This window comes from Pseudoalteromonas sp. 120-MNA-CIBAN-0494 (genome assembly GCF_040308885.1).
GTDB classification, from domain to species: Bacteria; Pseudomonadota; Gammaproteobacteria; order Enterobacterales; family Alteromonadaceae; genus Pseudoalteromonas; species Pseudoalteromonas nigrifaciens.
This window is the reverse complement of sequence record NZ_JBEOOE010000010.1, coordinates 37528-53907: the sequence shown is the minus strand read 5'-3', so window position 1 is coordinate 53907 and position 16380 is coordinate 37528. Positions and strand designations below refer to the sequence as shown.

General features: G+C 39.6%; 14 protein-coding genes. 2 read left to right on the top strand and 12 right to left on the bottom strand.

All coding sequences use genetic code 11. The features are described from left to right. Positions 1-13 precede the first annotated feature (13 nt). The 10 genes from AAEY55_RS08650 to thrS all read right to left on the bottom strand — a co-directional run bounded on the left by AAEY55_RS08650 (position 14) and on the right by thrS (position 10403). Complete coding sequence (locus tag AAEY55_RS08650) at positions 14-838, bottom strand: LytTR family DNA-binding domain-containing protein (protein WP_350550860.1); 825 nt, start codon at positions 836-838, stop codon at positions 14-16. Next, positions 838-1908 carry a sensor histidine kinase gene (locus AAEY55_RS08645; protein WP_011328084.1) on the bottom strand — a complete coding sequence of 357 codons (1071 nt, stop codon included), beginning with the start codon at positions 1906-1908 and terminating at the stop codon, positions 838-840. Before AAEY55_RS08645 ends, AAEY55_RS08650 begins: the two co-directional genes overlap by 1 nt. A gap of 195 nt (positions 1909-2103) precedes the next feature. Beyond that, positions 2104-3660 carry a SulP family inorganic anion transporter gene (locus AAEY55_RS08640; RefSeq protein WP_011328083.1) on the bottom strand — a complete coding sequence of 519 codons (1557 nt, stop codon included), beginning with the start codon at positions 3658-3660 and terminating at the stop codon, positions 2104-2106. A 132-nt stretch (positions 3661-3792) separates the two neighbouring features. After that, complete coding sequence (locus AAEY55_RS08635; protein ID WP_011328082.1) at positions 3793-4251, bottom strand: Lrp/AsnC family transcriptional regulator; 459 nt, start codon at positions 4249-4251, stop codon at positions 3793-3795. Between the two features lie 94 nt (positions 4252-4345). After that, complete coding sequence (locus AAEY55_RS08630; protein ID WP_350550857.1) at positions 4346-4987, bottom strand: MBL fold metallo-hydrolase; 642 nt, start codon at positions 4985-4987, stop codon at positions 4346-4348. 1 nt (position 4988) lies between these two features. Then, on the bottom strand, positions 4989-6806 hold the full coding sequence (locus tag AAEY55_RS08625) for a M14 family metallopeptidase (RefSeq protein ID WP_011328080.1): 1818 nt from the start codon (positions 6804-6806) through the stop codon (positions 4989-4991). A 273-nt stretch (positions 6807-7079) separates the two neighbouring features. Then, positions 7080-7442 carry a 50S ribosomal protein L20 gene (gene rplT, locus AAEY55_RS08620; protein ID WP_011328079.1) on the bottom strand — a complete coding sequence of 121 codons (363 nt, stop codon included), beginning with the start codon at positions 7440-7442 and terminating at the stop codon, positions 7080-7082. A 15-nt stretch (positions 7443-7457) separates the two neighbouring features. Continuing rightward, positions 7458-7658 carry a 50S ribosomal protein L35 gene (rpmI, locus tag AAEY55_RS08615; RefSeq protein WP_004587840.1) on the bottom strand — a complete coding sequence of 67 codons (201 nt, stop codon included), beginning with the start codon at positions 7656-7658 and terminating at the stop codon, positions 7458-7460. A gap of 212 nt (positions 7659-7870) precedes the next feature. Next, a complete protein-coding gene (gene infC, locus AAEY55_RS08610; RefSeq protein WP_080516827.1) occupies positions 7871-8431 on the bottom strand; it encodes a translation initiation factor IF-3 in 561 nt (186 codons plus the stop codon). A 61-nt stretch (positions 8432-8492) separates the two neighbouring features. Then, positions 8493-10403: a threonine--tRNA ligase gene (thrS, locus tag AAEY55_RS08605; protein ID WP_179806594.1), complete on the bottom strand. Its 1911-nt coding sequence runs from the start codon at positions 10401-10403 to the stop codon at positions 8493-8495. Positions 10404-10785: 382 nt separating this feature from the next. Here thrS and AAEY55_RS08600 point away from each other — a divergent pair, with 382 nt between their 5' ends. Together AAEY55_RS08600 and AAEY55_RS08595 are read left to right on the top strand one after the other, a co-directional pair. Further along, positions 10786-11232 carry a DUF3010 family protein gene (locus AAEY55_RS08600; protein ID WP_011328076.1) on the top strand — a complete coding sequence of 149 codons (447 nt, stop codon included), beginning with the start codon at positions 10786-10788 and terminating at the stop codon, positions 11230-11232. A gap of 183 nt (positions 11233-11415) precedes the next feature. Then, positions 11416-13149 carry an AMP-binding protein gene (locus AAEY55_RS08595; RefSeq protein ID WP_179806595.1) on the top strand — a complete coding sequence of 578 codons (1734 nt, stop codon included), beginning with the start codon at positions 11416-11418 and terminating at the stop codon, positions 13147-13149. Between the two features lie 61 nt (positions 13150-13210). Here AAEY55_RS08595 and hflX read toward each other — a convergent pair whose 3' ends face one another. Continuing rightward, on the bottom strand, positions 13211-14590 hold the full coding sequence (gene hflX / locus AAEY55_RS08590) for a GTPase HflX (protein ID WP_350550852.1): 1380 nt from the start codon (positions 14588-14590) through the stop codon (positions 13211-13213). 208 nt (positions 14591-14798) lie between these two features. Beyond that, positions 14799-16151: an NADP-specific glutamate dehydrogenase gene (gene gdhA, locus AAEY55_RS08585; protein ID WP_011328073.1), complete on the bottom strand. Its 1353-nt coding sequence runs from the start codon at positions 16149-16151 to the stop codon at positions 14799-14801. Positions 16152-16380 lie beyond the last annotated feature (229 nt).

The following is a 16380-nucleotide window of genomic DNA, read 5'->3' as shown; positions in this document are numbered from 1 at the left end:
ACTAACTGAAATATTAACTCGCTAATGCTGCTTTTACTTTATCGCGGTAGCTACGGCTTACTTTAAGCTCTTGACCGTTTTCAAGTACTAATAAATATTCACCACTTACTTGAGTGACCAATTTACTGATTTGTTTAGTATTTACAATTGCACTGCGATGCACGCGTACAAACAACTGCGGATCAAGCTCTTGTTCAAGCTCTTTCATGGTTTTACGTAATATATGCGTTTGCCCATCTTGGCAATGTAGGCACATATAATCACCCGCAGCATCAACCCATTGAATAGTAACAACTGGCACACGAATTATTTCGCCCTGCTCTTTTACGGCAAGCGACTCTGGGTAACGTCTATCCGTTAATGTGTCGCCTGTGGCTAATTTTTTAAGTATTTCTTCGCAATTATTACCTGTGATCCCAGCGACAAAGCTTGCTAGTTTTTTCTTATGGGCGTTGTCTTGCTGCGTTTTTAAATAAGTATGCACTTTTTCCACCGCCTGCTTAAGTCTGTTGTCATCAACGGGTTTTAAAATGTAATCTAAAGCATGTATTTCAAATGCTTTAACTGCAAACTGATCAAAAGCAGTAACAAAAACAATAGCTGGTAATACTCGTGTACTTTCGCTTAACGCGCGTGCAACTTCAAAACCGTTCATACCAGGCATTTGAATATCTAAAAAAATGAGATCTATTTTTTGATTTTTACATATTTCAATCGCATCGGTACCGGAACTACATTGTTTGATCAATTCAATGTCAGCAAACTCTTCAAGCCTTACAGCTAAGCCTCTACGTGCTAACGGCTCATCATCAACTATAAGTGTTTTTATTTTTATCATTACTTTACTGCCTTCTCAAACGGTACTCGCAGATTAACTTTTAATCCACTTGGCGTATTATGCGATAATACAAACGAATAATTATTTTCGTAGAGCGTTTTTAATCTATCCTTGGTATTTGCAACGCCTACACCTTGAGCATTTACCAACTGACCATTAATTAGTTCTGTTCCTGGTCCATTATCACCTACTTCAAGTAATAATTCATTAGCAAACACTTGCGCCTTAATATCTATTACACCGCCCTCTACTAAGTGTGCAATTGCATACTTAATCGCATTTTCTATAATAGGTTGTAAAATCAAGCTCGGCACTAATGCCTGCTTTGCTTGCTCACTAATTTCTATATTTACTTTTAAGCGTTCATCAAACCGCACTCGCTCTATTTCTAAATAAAGCATTAAGGCATGTAACTCTTGCTCTAGCGGCACTTTTTTAATTGGATCTGTATTAAGTGTATAACGTAAAAAGTCGCTTAATTTTGACACCATTAAATTAGCATCTTTGTTCTCTTTTACCAAAATTAATGTAGAAATAGCATTGAGGGTATTAAATAAAAAGTGCGGATTTAACTGATACCTAAGCATTTTTAATTGAGCTTCGTGCGCCATGGTAGTGGCTTTTAGTGCTTTTTGACGCTCACTTTGTAATAGCTGGTAATACTTAACGCCAAAGTATAAACCACTCCAACATAAAATTATGTATACCGAATCTAAGCCTTGCTGCAGGTAGTAAAACCATTCTTCTGGCCGATAACCATGACGGTATATTTCCCATAAATTAAATTTTTGTACCACAGCCCATAAAGTGCCCGTAATATAGGACGCGCTAAATACAACCAGCATTAATACCCAAGGTGAAGCATGCCAAATTTTTCGGTAAATATAGCGCAGCGGCACTGTCATTAAACAGCCTGCGTAGGCATTTAATAAAATAACAAATACGTAAATATCGCGCATTTCAAATACTTTAGAGCCGATATAATTTACCAAGGCGTAACCAATCCAGCCTGCTACTTGCAAGAGCCAAAAAAAACGCTGTCTGTTATCAATCAAAGATTGCCAATTCAAAATAAATTATTACCCTATGTATTTGTCACTATTATATCGAGTTATGTAAACGCTTAGCATTACCAACCATCTTGCTTTTTAAGAGCCTTGCCGCAAACAGGTATTGATCGCATCTATTGTTACGCATAAAAAAGCGAAAGGAATAAACCTTTCGCTTTTAACGTATTTATTTACTAAATTATTGCTTAATTTAAATTAAGCAAGCTTATCAGATACCACTTTATAGGTTGGATCTTCAATTACATTAACTTGAACTAAATCGCGTGCTTTATGCAGCAGTTGCGTACAGTCTTTACTTAAGTGTCGTAGGTGTAATTTTTTACCTGCTTTTTTATATTTATCAGCTAAGCTGTCAATTGCCTCAATGGCACTGTGATCGGCCACACGACTATATTTAAATTCAATAATAATATCGTTAGGGTCGTTCTTTACATCAAATAATTCAACAAAGTTTTTAACCGAACCAAAAAACAGCGGTCCATGTAATTCATATACTTTAGCACCTTGTTCATCAATATAGTTGGTTGTGTATATATGCTTTGCATGCTGCCAAGCAAATACCAATGCCGATACAATCACACCCACACACACTGCAATGGCTAAGTCGGTAATAACGGTAACACCCGACACTAATACAATTACAAATGCATCAGACAGTGGTACACGCTTCATCATTTTAAAGCTTGCCCATTCAAAAGTACCCAACACCACCATAAACATCACACCAACCAAAGCAGCCAGTGGGATCATTTCAATTAAACCTGAGGCAAAAATAATAAACGCAAGTAATATTAGCGCAGCACTAATGCCCGATAAACGCGAACGCCCACCTGAGTTAATATTGATCATTGACTGACCTATCATGGCACAACCGCCCATAGCACCAAACATGCCACAGGTAATATTTGCAGCGCCTTGGCCTATACATTCTTTGTTACTATGCCCACGCGTTTCTGTTATTTCGTCAATTAGGCTCAGCGTTAATAAAGACTCAATTAAACCAATTGCCGCTAAAATAAGTGCATAAGGAAAAATAATAATAAAAGTATCTAGGGTAAATGGCACCATAGGAATATGAAATTCAGGTAAACCGCCAGCAATCGTTACCGCTTCATCGCCGGTCATCCCTTTTAGGAAATCAAGTACAGTGTGCGCTTCTAAATCAAAGCCAATAACCAAGGCTGTAACTGTTACAATAGCAACTAACGACGATGGGATTGCTGTAGTTAATTTAGGTAAAAAATGAATAATAGCCATGGTTAGTGCCACTAACCCCAACATAATATACAGAGGATTCCCTGTCATCCATTGCTGACCGCCCATGCCATCGGGAACTTTAAACTGCCCCAACTGAGCTAAGAATATAACGATGGCTAAGCCGTTCACAAAGCCAAGCATTACCGGATGCGGCACCATACGAATAAACTTTCCGAGCTTAAAAACTCCAGCCAGTATTTGCAGTATGCCCATTAGCAGCACAGTGGCAAATAAATATTCAACCCCATGATCAAATACTAAACTTACCATAACAACAGCTAAGGCACCGGTTGCGCCAGAAATCATGCCAGGGCGACCACCGAAAATAGCCGTAATTAAACCAACGATAAACGCGGCATAGAGTCCAACTAAAGGTTCTACATTTGCAACAAAGGCAAACGCAACAGCTTCTGGGACCAAGGCTAATGCCACGGTTAATCCAGATAGGATATCGTTTTTAGCAGAGCTTGGCGCTTTGCTGAGTAAGTTAAACATTGAGTTCCTCAAGTGTTTTCATAGACGGGTAACAAAAAAAGCGCTGAATTCTATCAAATTAGCGCCTAGTTAACAATTGTCAGTAGGGCATTAACGCTAAGCAATAAGTACTTAGCGTTAATAGATATTTGGTTACAGAGGTAGAGCGGTACTGCGTTTAACGCAAGTCATGGTCACATTAGAATGTACTTCTTGAACGTACTCTAAGCTAAGCAAGTTATCACGTACAAAGTGCTCATAGCCCTCAATACCTTGTGAAATAATACGCAGCATAAAGTCCATGGTGCCTGCCATAGTGTAACATTCCGTTACTTGATCGTAACTCAATATTAGTTTTTCAAATTCAGCAAGGTTCTTTTTACCATGGTTCGATAAACGCACGTGAGCATAAACCAGCATATCAAAGCCCAGCTTTTTCTCATCTAAAAGTGCAACTTTACTTTTTATGTAACCATCTTGCTCTAGCTTAGCAATACGGCGCCAACAAGGAGATTGCGACAAACCTACTTTATCTGCTATTTCAGCGGTTGATAAACTAGCATCTTGCTGCAAAAGTGCCAAAATTTGGCGATCTACGTGATTTAGAGACATTTTATTTCTTATTTATCAGATAAACTGGCTAAATTATACATGTGTTTTAAAAAACAGTCTGCTTGTTTTTGGCAAAAAAATTATTTACTCAGCATTAACCAAACTGCCCACTTATAAAAGGATTGTTCTGTTTTTCGTAGCCTACGTTCGTATCGCTGCCATGCCCTGCAAGTATGCGGGTATTATCGGGGAGCGTCATTATTTGCGTTTTAATTGAGGTAATTAACTGCTGAGCATCTCCTTTTGGGAAATCCGTGCGCCCTACTGAGCCTTTAAATATTACATCACCCACAATAACACACTGCTGTTGTGGGTGATAAAACACCACATGACCAGGAGTATGCCCAGGGCAATGCCTTACGATAAAGCTCAACTCCCCAACGCGTATTATATCGTCGTGTGCTAGCCACTCATCTGGATAAAAAGCAGTAACCGCTGCAAAACCAAACATTTGTGCTTGCATTGGTAAATTTTCAAACCAAAAGTGCTCATCTTTATGTGGGCCAATTATTTTTACGCTATAGGTATTACGCAAGGCATCTGCCGCACCAACATGATCTAAATGGCCATGCGTTAACCAAATTGCTGTTAACGTTAAATCGTGCTGTTTTAATGCCGCCACAATTTTGTTGTAATCGCCACCTGGGTCTACTACCACAGCTTGTTTACTTTGCGAGCATGCAATAATGCGACAGTTTTGTGCAAAAGCAGTAACGGGTATTGTAATTATATGCATCTTAAATTTCTTTATCTTTTTGCTCAGCAAGTACAATGTCTTCTTCAAAAGACATTAATATTGGATATTTTAAATAAGCTTGATCGTAAAATGGGCTCTGCTCATATAACCAATTTAAGCGCGCATCGGCATCTTTGGCAAATACCTTATCGTCATTAATCTTTTTATCGAACGCGAGCGCTAATTTAGGATTATTTTTGAGCATTTGGCGGGCATAAGGAATTAATGCATAGTTTTCCATGTACTCAGTACGCTGAAAAATAGTATTAAATTCGCCCCACGCAAAAAATGAGTCAGGCGCTTCGGGGTGTAATAAATGCACCGCCAACTCGCCTGCTTTTTGCTGCGTGTTCACTTGATACCAGCCATTTAAATCAACATTAATTGCAGCAACATAATCAAAGTTTGCCGAGACTCTAAATCGCCCTTCAAAGGGGGCTTTATCAAAAGTGTAATCTTTTACTTTCGCTACTTTTAATGGTTGAGTATTTACCCCCTCAAGCTGAGTAAACTCCACACCATGCAATTTAAGTTTTGCTACAAGGTCGCTATACACTGGCGGAATAAAGAATGCTTTAGGTACTTCAACTGTATGCAGCACCTCTTTTTGCCAATAAATAGGAAGATTAGTGTAGTCTTGCTTATTACCTAAATATTTAACTTCTACTTGTCCAGAAAGTGCATTTTGTTCTCGCGCGTAACTTATGCCTTTAAATTCTATTTCGTTTGCTTGCTCAGCATAGCCGCGCTTAACACTAAGTTGCTTAGGAATAAATGCTTGCTCTTTTTTTACCGCAGCTAATAATTCATTACTATGCTCAGCAAGCGCACTTATTGCGCCATCTAAAAACACATACGTCCCCAAAACTCGTTGTTTATAGGGTTTTAATGAATGGTTTTCAACGAGAATGGTCGGTAATGACTTTAAGTCTCCCCAGCCGTTAGAGTATCTTGGCGTAGCCACCCAACCCGCTAGGCCACTTTTAAACTCGCGCTTGTCCATAACAAATACCAGTGGTCCTGGTATATGTCCTTGCGATACCAGCTTTTCATCTATTAAAGGTTTAAAAAGTTGATTGAGTGTATCTGATACCGCCGGCGACTCACTAGCAAACACCGGATTGTAGCCATAGGTTACATCGTATTGATAATCTGCACCGTCGGTTACATGTACATCAATATACAAATTAGGGTTGTAGTCGTTAATTACTTTTAAAACACTTTTAATTTCTGGTGTATCGAGTTTAGTAAAATCACGATTTAAATTTAGATTATTGCCATTGGTTCTAAAGCCCATTTTTACCGGACCGCGCTGATTAATACGATTAAATGCGCTACTGCGCTCGTGGCCATCTACGTTTAAAATAGGAATAAATAAAATATTAACGTTTTTTAATATATCGCGGCGCTTACCTGTTGCTATATCTCTGAGCAACATAAACATGGCATCTTTACCGTCAATTTCTCCGCCATGAATACCGGCTTGAACAAAAATGGTTGGTTTAGTATCGTTTGCTATTTGACTGGCTTGAAAATACCCTTGCTCACTGGCAATCAACATTTTTATAGCCCGTTGGCTATTGCTGTAACCAATTGTTTGAGCTTTAAATTGCGTTGGATTCGCAGCAACCAGTCTGTCTACAAAAGCCATCGTCTCGGCATAACTTGGTGACGCTTCACCAGAGGATAGTTCAAAGTCAGTGGTCAGTGGACCTGCTTTTTGCATTAGGGATATGCTTTGCCCTTGCCATGGCAACAAAGGAGGTAAATGGCTGTCATACGCCACACTAGCTGATAAAACCAATAAACTTGCAAACATAAAATTCTCTAACAAACGCCTTAATTAAATAAATTATATCAATTAAACATTTTTATATGATGAAAGTGCGGTGATTCAACAAAAAAAAGCAGCCAATAACATTTAGCACTTTGTTTGTGTTTAGCGAATTATTAAGGGGAGCAATAAATTTACTAAAATTCAATATACTATGCAGTTTATACTAATGATAAAAGCAAACTGCGGAATAATTACTATACGCCGAACACAAAAAAAGGAGCCATAGGCTCCTTTTTAATACTTATATAAAAAAGCTTAAGCGGCCGCTAGGCCTTCTTTTGCTTTTTCAACAAGCGCTGCGAATGCAACTTGGTCATAAACAGCGATATCTGCAAGGATCTTACGATCGATTTCTACAGATGTCTTTTTAAGACCACTGATAAAACGGCTGTAAGACAGACCATTTTGACGTGAAGCAGCATTGATACGTGCAATCCATAATTGACGGAAAGTACGTTTCTTCGCACGACGGTCACGGTAAGCGTATTGACCCGCTTTAGTAACAGCCTGGAAAGCTACACGGTAAACACGTGAACGTGCTCCGTAATAACCTTTTGCTTGTTTTAAAACTTTTTTGTGACGTGCACGTGCGACAACGCCGCGTTTAACTCTTGCCATTTCTAAAAACCCCTATTAAGCGAACGGTAACATACGTGAAACTAGACCATGGTCATTTTTATGAACCATCATCTTAGGACGTAGGTGTAACTTACGCTTAGAAGTTTTCTTAGTCAGAATATGACGAAGATGCGCTTGTTTACGCTTGAAACCGCCAGAAGCAGTCTTTTTGAAACGCTTAGCTGCGCCTCTGTGACTTTTTAGCTTATAAGCCATTGCAATAACTCCAAATTGTATTGCATTTAAATTAGTAAGCAGGCGTGAGATATATTGCTATAGCTCCACTTTCAGGCCTAACTTACTGCCATGTTCCGGTGAAAACCCAGCATAAATGCTGCAATCTTACTTTAAAACCGGTTAACTCAGGTGAATATTTACATATTACTTGCAGACCTGAGCTATTTTCGGTGCGTATTATCGCTTAAAAATTATTTTTTAGCAACAGGCGCCATCATCATAACCATTTGGCGACCTTCAACGCGATTAGGGAAAGACTCAACAACTGCAAGCTCCTCCAAATCGCCTTTGATACGGTTTAATAATTCTATACCAATTTCTTGGTGAGCCATTTCACGACCACGGAAGCGAATCGTAATTTTAGCTTTATCGCCAGCTTCTAAGAACTTACGTAAGTTGCGCAGCTTAACCTGATAATCACCTTCATCCGTACCAGGACGGAATTTGATTTCTTTTATCTGGATTTGCTTTTGCTTCTTCTTCTGCTCTTTTAGTTCTTTGCTTTTTTCAAAGATGAACTTACCGTAGTCCATGATTCTACAAACAGGCGGCTCAGCGTTCGGGCTAATCTCTACAAGATCAACACCCGCTGCATCAGCCATAGTTTGCGCGTCTTTTAATGACTGAATTCCAGCTTGCTCGCCGTCAATGTCAATTAAGCGAACTTCTTGAGCTGTAATTTCTTCGTTAATACGATTTTTTTGGGCTGTTTGTTGCCCTTTCTTGCCGCCTCTAATAGTACGTTCCTCCAAGAATATCAATAATAGTAAGCGTGTAATTGGCTGTTTGTAAATGCCTTACACGCTCGATTTTTTATTGTCGACTTTTTATCTCTTCGCTAATTTTAGCTACAAAGTCATCAACATTAAATTTGCCAAGGTCTTCACCTGTGCGGGTACGTACTGCTACTTCTTGTTGTTCAACTTCTTTATCGCCAACAACAAGTAAGTAAGGAATACGCTTAAGTGTATGCTCTCGGATTTTAAAGCCAATCTTCTCATTTCTCAAGTCAGCAGTGGCTCTAATTCCAAGTTTATTTAATTTTTGTACAACTACTTTAACATAATCGGCTTGTTTATCGGTAATATTCATAATTACCACTTGCTTTGGCGCAAGCCACGTAGGGAATAAACCAGCGTATTCTTCAGTTAAAATACCAATAAAGCGTTCAATAGAACCTAAAATAGCACGATGTATCATAACTGGGGTGCGGCGTTCGTTATTTTCAGCAACATAAGTTGCGCCTAAACGACCCGGTAATGCAAAGTCTAGTTGCACTGTACCACATTGCCACGCTCTGTCTAAACAATCGTACAAAGTAAATTCAATTTTAGGGCCGTAAAATGCGCCTTCACCTGGTAGGTAATCAAATTCAATCTCGTTTAGTTTAAGTGCTTCGGCTAATGCCAGCTCTGCTTTATCCCACATATGGTCTTCACCAATACGTTGCTCTGGACGTGTTGAGAGCTTAACCACGATTTTTTCAAAACCGAATGTTTCATATGTATCATAAACCATCTTAATACACGCTGAAACTTCGTCCATTATCTGCTCTTCGGTACAGAAAATGTGCGCATCATCTTGGGTAAAGCCACGTACACGCATTAAGCCATGTAGTGCACCCGATGGCTCGTTACGATGACAACAACCAAACTCAGCCATACGTAGTGGTAAATCGCGGTACGATTTTAAACCTTGATTAAATATTTGTACGTGACCTGGGCAGTTCATTGGTTTAATCGCGTATTCGCGCTTTTCAGATACTGTGGTAAACATAGCATCTGCATATTTTTCCCAATGACCTGATTTTTCCCATAACGAACGATCCATCATCATTGGACCTTTTACTTCTTCGTAATCGTATTCACGTAGCTTTTCACGCACAAAATCTTCAAGCTCACGGTAAATGCTCCAACCATCGTTGTGCCAAAATACCATACCTGGCGCTTCTTCTTGCCAATGCCATAAATCAAGTGCTTTACCAATACGGCGGTGATCACGCTTTTCAGCTTCTTCAAGGCGTTTTAAATACGCTTTAAGTTGCTTTTTATCGCCCCACGCTGTGCCGTAAATGCGTTGTAGCATTTTGTTTTCTGAATCACCACGCCAATATGCACCCGCTACTTTCATTATTTTGAAGTTTTGGCAAAATTTCATGTTAGGTACGTGAGGGCCACGACACATGTCTACATATTCTTCGTGATGATATAACCCTGGACGGTCATCTTTAGCGATATTTTCATCCAAAATTTCTATTTTGTATGTTTCACCACGCGCTGCAAATACATCGCGTGCTTCTTGCCAGCTTACGGTTTTTTTAACTACATCGTAGTTTGTTTTAGCAAGTTGCAACATACGCTTTTCAATCGCGTCAAGATCATCTTGAGATAACGACTGTTCCATATCAATATCGTAATAAAAGCCGTTATCAATAGTAGGACCAATTGCCATTTTTGCATCTGGGAAAAGCTGTTTAACCGCATGCCCAATTAAGTGTGCACACGAGTGACGAATAATTTCTAAGCCGTCGTCGTCTTTTGCGGTGATGATTTCAAGGCGCGAATCTTCACTTATTAGGTCACATGCATCAACACGCTCGCCATTAACACGGCCAGCAATGGTCGCTTTAGCGAGTCCTGGGCCAATATCGTTGGCAACATCTAGCGTACTTACTGGGTTTTCAAAACTACGTTGACTTCCGTCAGGGAGAGTAATAACTGGCATTATAAATCCTTGCTACAGTGGTGACACCTACAATGTATCACGTGTATTTTTTAAATTAATTAAATGAGAATGACTCGACAACGCTCTTACGAATAAGCATTGACTATTTTTCGCCAAATTTGGCTAATGTAGATGCTGAGTCTGCTCAACTACAAAAAAGATATTGTCGCGTGCAACGCTACTAATTACAAGTTTAAAGCGGCTAAAACACCTGCTATTTTGTTATAAAGGCTAAATTAATAATGTTTCGGCGCAGATTTTATTGCATCAATATAATAAATCTAATCGCCGTTAAATTTACAACTGACTTAAGTGCTTACTCTCGCAATTTAATGGATGTTGCGTATAATACTGGGTAATTAAGTTATATTAGAGAATAGTAATGAGAACATGTGGTGTAGATATTACCGGTAGTGATGTACTACTTTGTATTTTAAGTAAAGATAATGACGTATTTGATATTCGCGACGTGCGCCAAACACGCTTTACCTTAGGTAACGGTAACGACACAGAAGTAATGCGTAAGTTTCAGTTTGATTTTGCCAAGCTAATGCAAGATTACCAAATTGATTCTGTTGCAATACGTCAACGTGCTCCAAAAGGTAAATTTGCTGGTAGTGCTAATGGTTTTAAAATGGAAACCGCGATTCAGCTAATCGAAAACCTTGATGTAAAATTATTTACAACAACCGAAATTAAAGAGCAAGTTAAGCGCAACCCTATCCCCATTGATTTTGAGGATACCGGTCTTAAAAAGTATCAAGAAAATGCTTTTGTAAACGCTTACGTTTATATTATGAAAAAAACTTACCGCAGCGACGAAATGTAACCTCATTTAGTCGTTGCTAAAAGCGCGTACTTACAGTGTAAGGCGCGTTTTTTTTTGCTTTATTTTTGCTTATTTCATTTTCAGCAACAAACCTAAGACATTAGTCTACCCCCCTTCCCTTTGTCGACAATATATGTTTATTTATCATTCAAGCAATTCATATCTACTGATACGGAGAATGACATGAATGTAACAACAAAAGCGGTTAAAGAAATAGAAAAAATAAACCCTATGCCGCTATTGCAGAGTTATTTTAAAGGAATACAAAGTACCCCATTAACCAAACAAACCATAGGTGACTACTTCGATAGCATTGTCGACAATACCCCCGACGCATTAGCCGTGGTTGTGCACCATCAAAACATTCGCTTGAGCTATAAAGAATTTCAGCATCAAGTTAATCAATTAGCAATGGGTTTACTTGCACTGGGTATTAAGCCTGGAGAAAGAGTAGGTATTTGGTCACCAAATAACATCCAATGGTGTTTAACTCAGTTCGCCACCGCTAAAATTGGCGCAATTATGGTCTGTGTAAACCCAGCTTATCGCCCCAGCGAATTGCAGTACGCTTTAAACAGCGTTGAGTGCACCACCTTAATTACTGCTTCCGAATTTAAAGGCAGCAACTACCTGCAAATGCTACAAAGTTTGGCGCCAGAGCTAGCAGAGTGCGAAAAAGGTCAGCTTAATGCCGCTGCTCTTCCCACGCTTAAAAACGTAATTAGAATTGGTGATGAAGCAAGCCCTGGCATGTTTTCATTCGCTGAAGTAACCGCACTTGCAACTCAAGAACATAAACAGCAGTTAGATTCAGTCGCCGCAACTCTTAATTGTAATCAAGATATCAATATTCAATTTACGTCTGGCACCACTGGCAACCCCAAAGGGGCAACGCTTACCCACAAAAACATTTTAAATAATGCGTTATTTGTTGGTGAAGCCATGCACATTACCAATAAAGATAAAATATGCATACCTGTGCCACTTTATCATTGCTTTGGTATGGTACTTGGCAGTTTAGTGTCTATGAGCAAAGGGGCTACAGCAGTTTATCCTGGGGATGCATTTGATCCGAAAACAACTCTCGAAGTAGTACAAAATGAGGGCTGTACAGCACTGCATGGTGTACCGACCATGTTTATTAGTGAGCTTGAATTAAGTAACTTTAATGATTACGACTTAAGTACATTACGCACTGGTGTAATGGCCGGCTCTACCTGCCCAGAGCAAGTAATGCGCAAAGTACAAACTTTAATGAATATGCACGAAGTAGTTATTGCATATGGCCAAACTGAATGCAGCCCTATTAATAATATTACTGAAACCGACTCATCTATTGAGCGCCAAGTAACCACAGTAGGCCGTGCATTAGCGCATACCGAAGTTAAAATAATTGACGAGCTAGGTAATATTCAACCCGTAGGGCAATCGGGTGAGGTATGTAGTCGCGGTGCAGGTATTATGCGCTGCTACTGGAACGATGAAGAAAAAACCAAAGCGACTATAGATCAAGATGGTTGGCTGCATTCTGGCGACTTAGGGGTAATGGACAGTGAGGGCTTTGTTAGTATTGTTGGCCGCATTAAAGACATGATAATTCGCGGCGGAGAAAATATTTATCCCCGCGAAATAGAAGAAGTGCTTTATACCTACCCAGGTGTTCAAGATGCCGCTATATTTGGTATTAGCGACGAAAAATACGGTGAAGAAGTATGCGCCTGGATCCAACCAAAAGAAGATGCGGTTTTAGATGAAGAGCAAATACGGTTATTTTTAAAAGACAAATTGGCTTACTTTAAAGTGCCTCGCCATATTCGTTTTGTTGAAAATTACCCTATGACGGTAACCGGTAAACTGCAAAAGTTTAAAATGCGCGAACAAATGCAAGAAGAGTTAGCAGAAAAAGCATTTTCATAATTATCAACTTTAACAAAGCGCAGCCTAAAACAGGCTGCGCTATTATTATAGCAAACGTGCACTAACTAACCTGAGCTCCGGATAATAAACTTATCTCAAGCATACGCTTTTTTAGCCTTTCTAAGTCAATCGCATTGGAGCGTACTGTGAGCTTAATATGGCTATATTCATATTCTTCTTTAATGACACTCATGGTCGAGCGAATTTCACCCACTATACCTTTGGCGGTGTAAGGAATAATAACCTCTTCTTCAATCATGTCGCTTTGTGCAGTATCAACAATGTACTTATGCAGTTTAGCTATATCAGCAGGGTTACGTGTTGATGTCATCATAGCATCAGGAAATTCAGCCATTAATGCTTGTTGTTGCGCATCGCTAAGTTGGTCTGATTTGTTCAGTACTAATAACTTTTTACTGCCTTGAACACCCACTTCTGCCAATACATTATGCACTACATCAAGTTGTGAGCGAAAAGACGCATCCGATGCATCAACTACATATAACAACAGCGACGCATCATGTGCTTCGGCTAAAGTTGAATGAAATGAAGCAACTAAATCATGCGGTAGTTTTTTAATAAAACCAACTGTATCTGATACTAATATCCGTGGTTGCGTTATTGGATACAAAGCACGAACTGTGGTGTCCAGAGTAGCAAAAAGTTTGTTTTCGCCCTCTACATCACTGCCCGTAATTGCGCGCATCATCGACGATTTACCCGCATTGGTATAACCAATTAAAGCCACTGAAAATAGCTCTGAGCGCTGTTCTCGTCTGTCCATCATTACATCTTGAACATTTACCAGTTCACGCTTTAACTCAGCTAATTGGTCGCGTACTTTACGACGGTTAAGCTCAAGCGTTGTCTCCCCTGCGCCCTTACCCATTTGGCGTTCTTTATCGCCGGTAGACGTTTCACGCAGACGCGGCGCTACATAGTTAAGGCGAGCAATTTCAACCTGTAATTTTGCTGTTTTAGTACGCGCATGGCGGCTAAATATTTCAATAATTATGCCGGTGCGGTCAAATACTTCCACACCTAACTGGTTTTCCACATTACGTAGTTGAGAAGGCGTTAAATCGCAGTCAAACACGACAACATCGGCACAAGCAAAATCTAAACCGTCTGATGGAATTTCTGATGGCATGTCGGATAATGGATCGTCATCAAGAAAATTCTCACCCTCTTTCTCATCTGCAGCAGAACCTTTATTACCAGTAAGGTGCGCTATTTCAGCCAGTTTACCTGAACCCAGTACATTTACTTTTTGGGTAGAACTTTGCTTTTGTGATTGTGTACCAACTACTTTAAAGCCAAGAGTGGTAACTAGGCGTGCCAATTCTGCAAGCGACTCAATTGCTTCATCGCCTTTAAAGTGAGGTGTACTAATAGAGATAAGTAATGCGTTAGGAAGTGATGCTTTTGCAGTTAGTTGCATAATTTTTTATGTTAATGCACCGCGAAGTGCAAACCTATTTTCATTCGAAAGTAGCCTGATCCTACGCTGTTATAGCTTGGCTTTATAGCGTTATAACTAACTTAAGCGGTTATTTAAATAAAACACCCCATAAATAGCTAAATTTATGGGGTGTTTTTAAGTACAGGCTCTCACAGCAATAAGCTGCAATTGCTTTAAACTATTTTAGTTAAACTACGCCTTGCTCTATCATTGCATCGGCAACACGGCGAAAACCAGCAATATTAGCGCCAAGTAACAGGTTAGTAGGTTGGCCAAATTCTGCCGCTGTTTCGTTAGCAATATTAAAAATGTTTTTCATTATGTGCTGTAATTTTGCATCCACCTCTTCAAAAGTCCAACTTTGCATACTGGCATTTTGCGCCATTTCTAATTGGCTGGTTGCAACGCCGCCCGCATTAGCAGCTTTACCTGGGCCGTAAGCTATTTTGGCTTTAATAAAGCAGTCAATCGCGTCTTTGGTCGAAGGCATGTTTGCACCTTCACTCACCAAAATACAGCCATTGCTTAGTAGCGCTTTTGCATCGCCTTGAGTTAACTCATTTTGAGTGGCACACGGGAACGCAGCATCGGCTTTAAAACGCCACACTGCATGCCCATCTTCTGGGTAATCTGCGCGAGCAATATAAGTAGCTTCTGGGTAGCTTTCTTTATATTTGCTTAAACAGCCACGTTGCTGCTCTTTTAACTCTTTAATAAGCGTTAAGTCTATACCCGCGTCATGAAATAGTGTACCGCGAGAGTCACTACAGGTAATTGGTTTTGCATTTAATTGATACAGCTTTTCCATCGCATAAATAGCAACATTACCCGAGCCCGAAATTAAACAACGTTTTCCAGCTAGGCTATCATCGCGGTTTTGTAGCATGTAGTTTGCAAAGTACACTGCGCCGTAGCCAGTTGCTTCTTTACGAACTAACGAGCCACCCCACATTAGGCTTTTACCGGTTAACACACCATCGTAACGCCCTGTTAAACGCTTGTACTGGCCAAACAAATAACCAATTTCGCGTGCGCCAACACCAATATCCCCTGCAGGTACGTCGGTAGTTGGGCCAATGTGGCGGTATAACTCGTTCATAAATGATTGGCAAAAACGCATTATTTCACCGTCTGAGCGCCCTTTTGGATCAAAGTTAGCACCGCCTTTACCACCACCAATAGGTAGGCCGGTTAATGAGTTTTTAAACACTTGCTCAAAACCCAAAAACTTAATAATACTGGCATTAACACTCGGGTGAAAACGCAAGCCCCCCTTATATGGGCCCAAGGTAGAGCTAAATTCAATGCGATAGCCTTTATTTACTTGAATATTACCTTCGTCGTCAACCCAAGGTACACGAAACATTAGTTGACGCTCTGGCTCTACCATTCTTTCTATAATGGCTTCTTTTTGATAATTTGTAGTTTTTGCAAAAAGAGGTTCTAAAGATTCTAGTACTTCTTCAACAGCTTGATAAAACTCACTTTGCGCGGGGCTAGTTTGCTTTAATTGAGCTATCGTACTATGTATATAATTCATAATTATTCTTCCGTGTAAGCTATTTTTAAAATTTGAGAATTCGGGTAAGTATGATTGAGTTTGTTTTTTGAATATAAATCTATTTTAAAATCATAATTTTCATACACCTTACCATTAGAAAGAGTGGTGTTGCACGTCATTCAAGTTGAATTATTTTACTGTTGTGTAAAAATAAAACAGCGACTAGCCGAATTTTTATTCACTTTAACGATATAAAAATACAGTGCAC

What these genes read in the sequence shown, in the direction of transcription:
- AAEY55_RS08650 (WP_350550860.1), bottom strand. Translation starts at nt 838, where the DNA reads ATGATAAAAATAAAAACACTTATAGTTGATGATGAGCCGTTAGCACGT.
- AAEY55_RS08640 (WP_011328083.1), bottom strand. Translation starts at nt 3,660, where the DNA reads ATGTTTAACTTACTCAGCAAAGCGCCAAGCTCTGCTAAAAACGATATC.
- AAEY55_RS08635 (WP_011328082.1), bottom strand. Translation starts at nt 4,251, where the DNA reads ATGTCTCTAAATCACGTAGATCGCCAAATTTTGGCACTTTTGCAGCAA.
- AAEY55_RS08630 (WP_350550857.1), bottom strand. Translation starts at nt 4,987, where the DNA reads ATGCATATAATTACAATACCCGTTACTGCTTTTGCACAAAACTGTCGC.
- AAEY55_RS08625 (WP_011328080.1), bottom strand. Translation starts at nt 6,806, where the DNA reads ATGTTTGCAAGTTTATTGGTTTTATCAGCTAGTGTGGCGTATGACAGC.
- rplT (WP_011328079.1), bottom strand. Translation starts at nt 7,442, where the DNA reads ATGGCAAGAGTTAAACGCGGCGTTGTCGCACGTGCACGTCACAAAAAA.
- rpmI (WP_004587840.1), bottom strand. Translation starts at nt 7,658, where the DNA reads ATGGCTTATAAGCTAAAAAGTCACAGAGGCGCAGCTAAGCGTTTCAAA.
- thrS (WP_179806594.1), bottom strand. Translation starts at nt 10,403, where the DNA reads ATGCCAGTTATTACTCTCCCTGACGGAAGTCAACGTAGTTTTGAAAAC.
- AAEY55_RS08600 (WP_011328076.1), top strand. Translation starts at nt 10,786, where the DNA reads ATGAGAACATGTGGTGTAGATATTACCGGTAGTGATGTACTACTTTGT.
- AAEY55_RS08595 (WP_179806595.1), top strand. Translation starts at nt 11,416, where the DNA reads ATGAATGTAACAACAAAAGCGGTTAAAGAAATAGAAAAAATAAACCCT.
- hflX (WP_350550852.1), bottom strand. Translation starts at nt 14,590, where the DNA reads ATGCAACTAACTGCAAAAGCATCACTTCCTAACGCATTACTTATCTCT.
- gdhA (WP_011328073.1), bottom strand. Translation starts at nt 16,151, where the DNA reads ATGAATTATATACATAGTACGATAGCTCAATTAAAGCAAACTAGCCCC.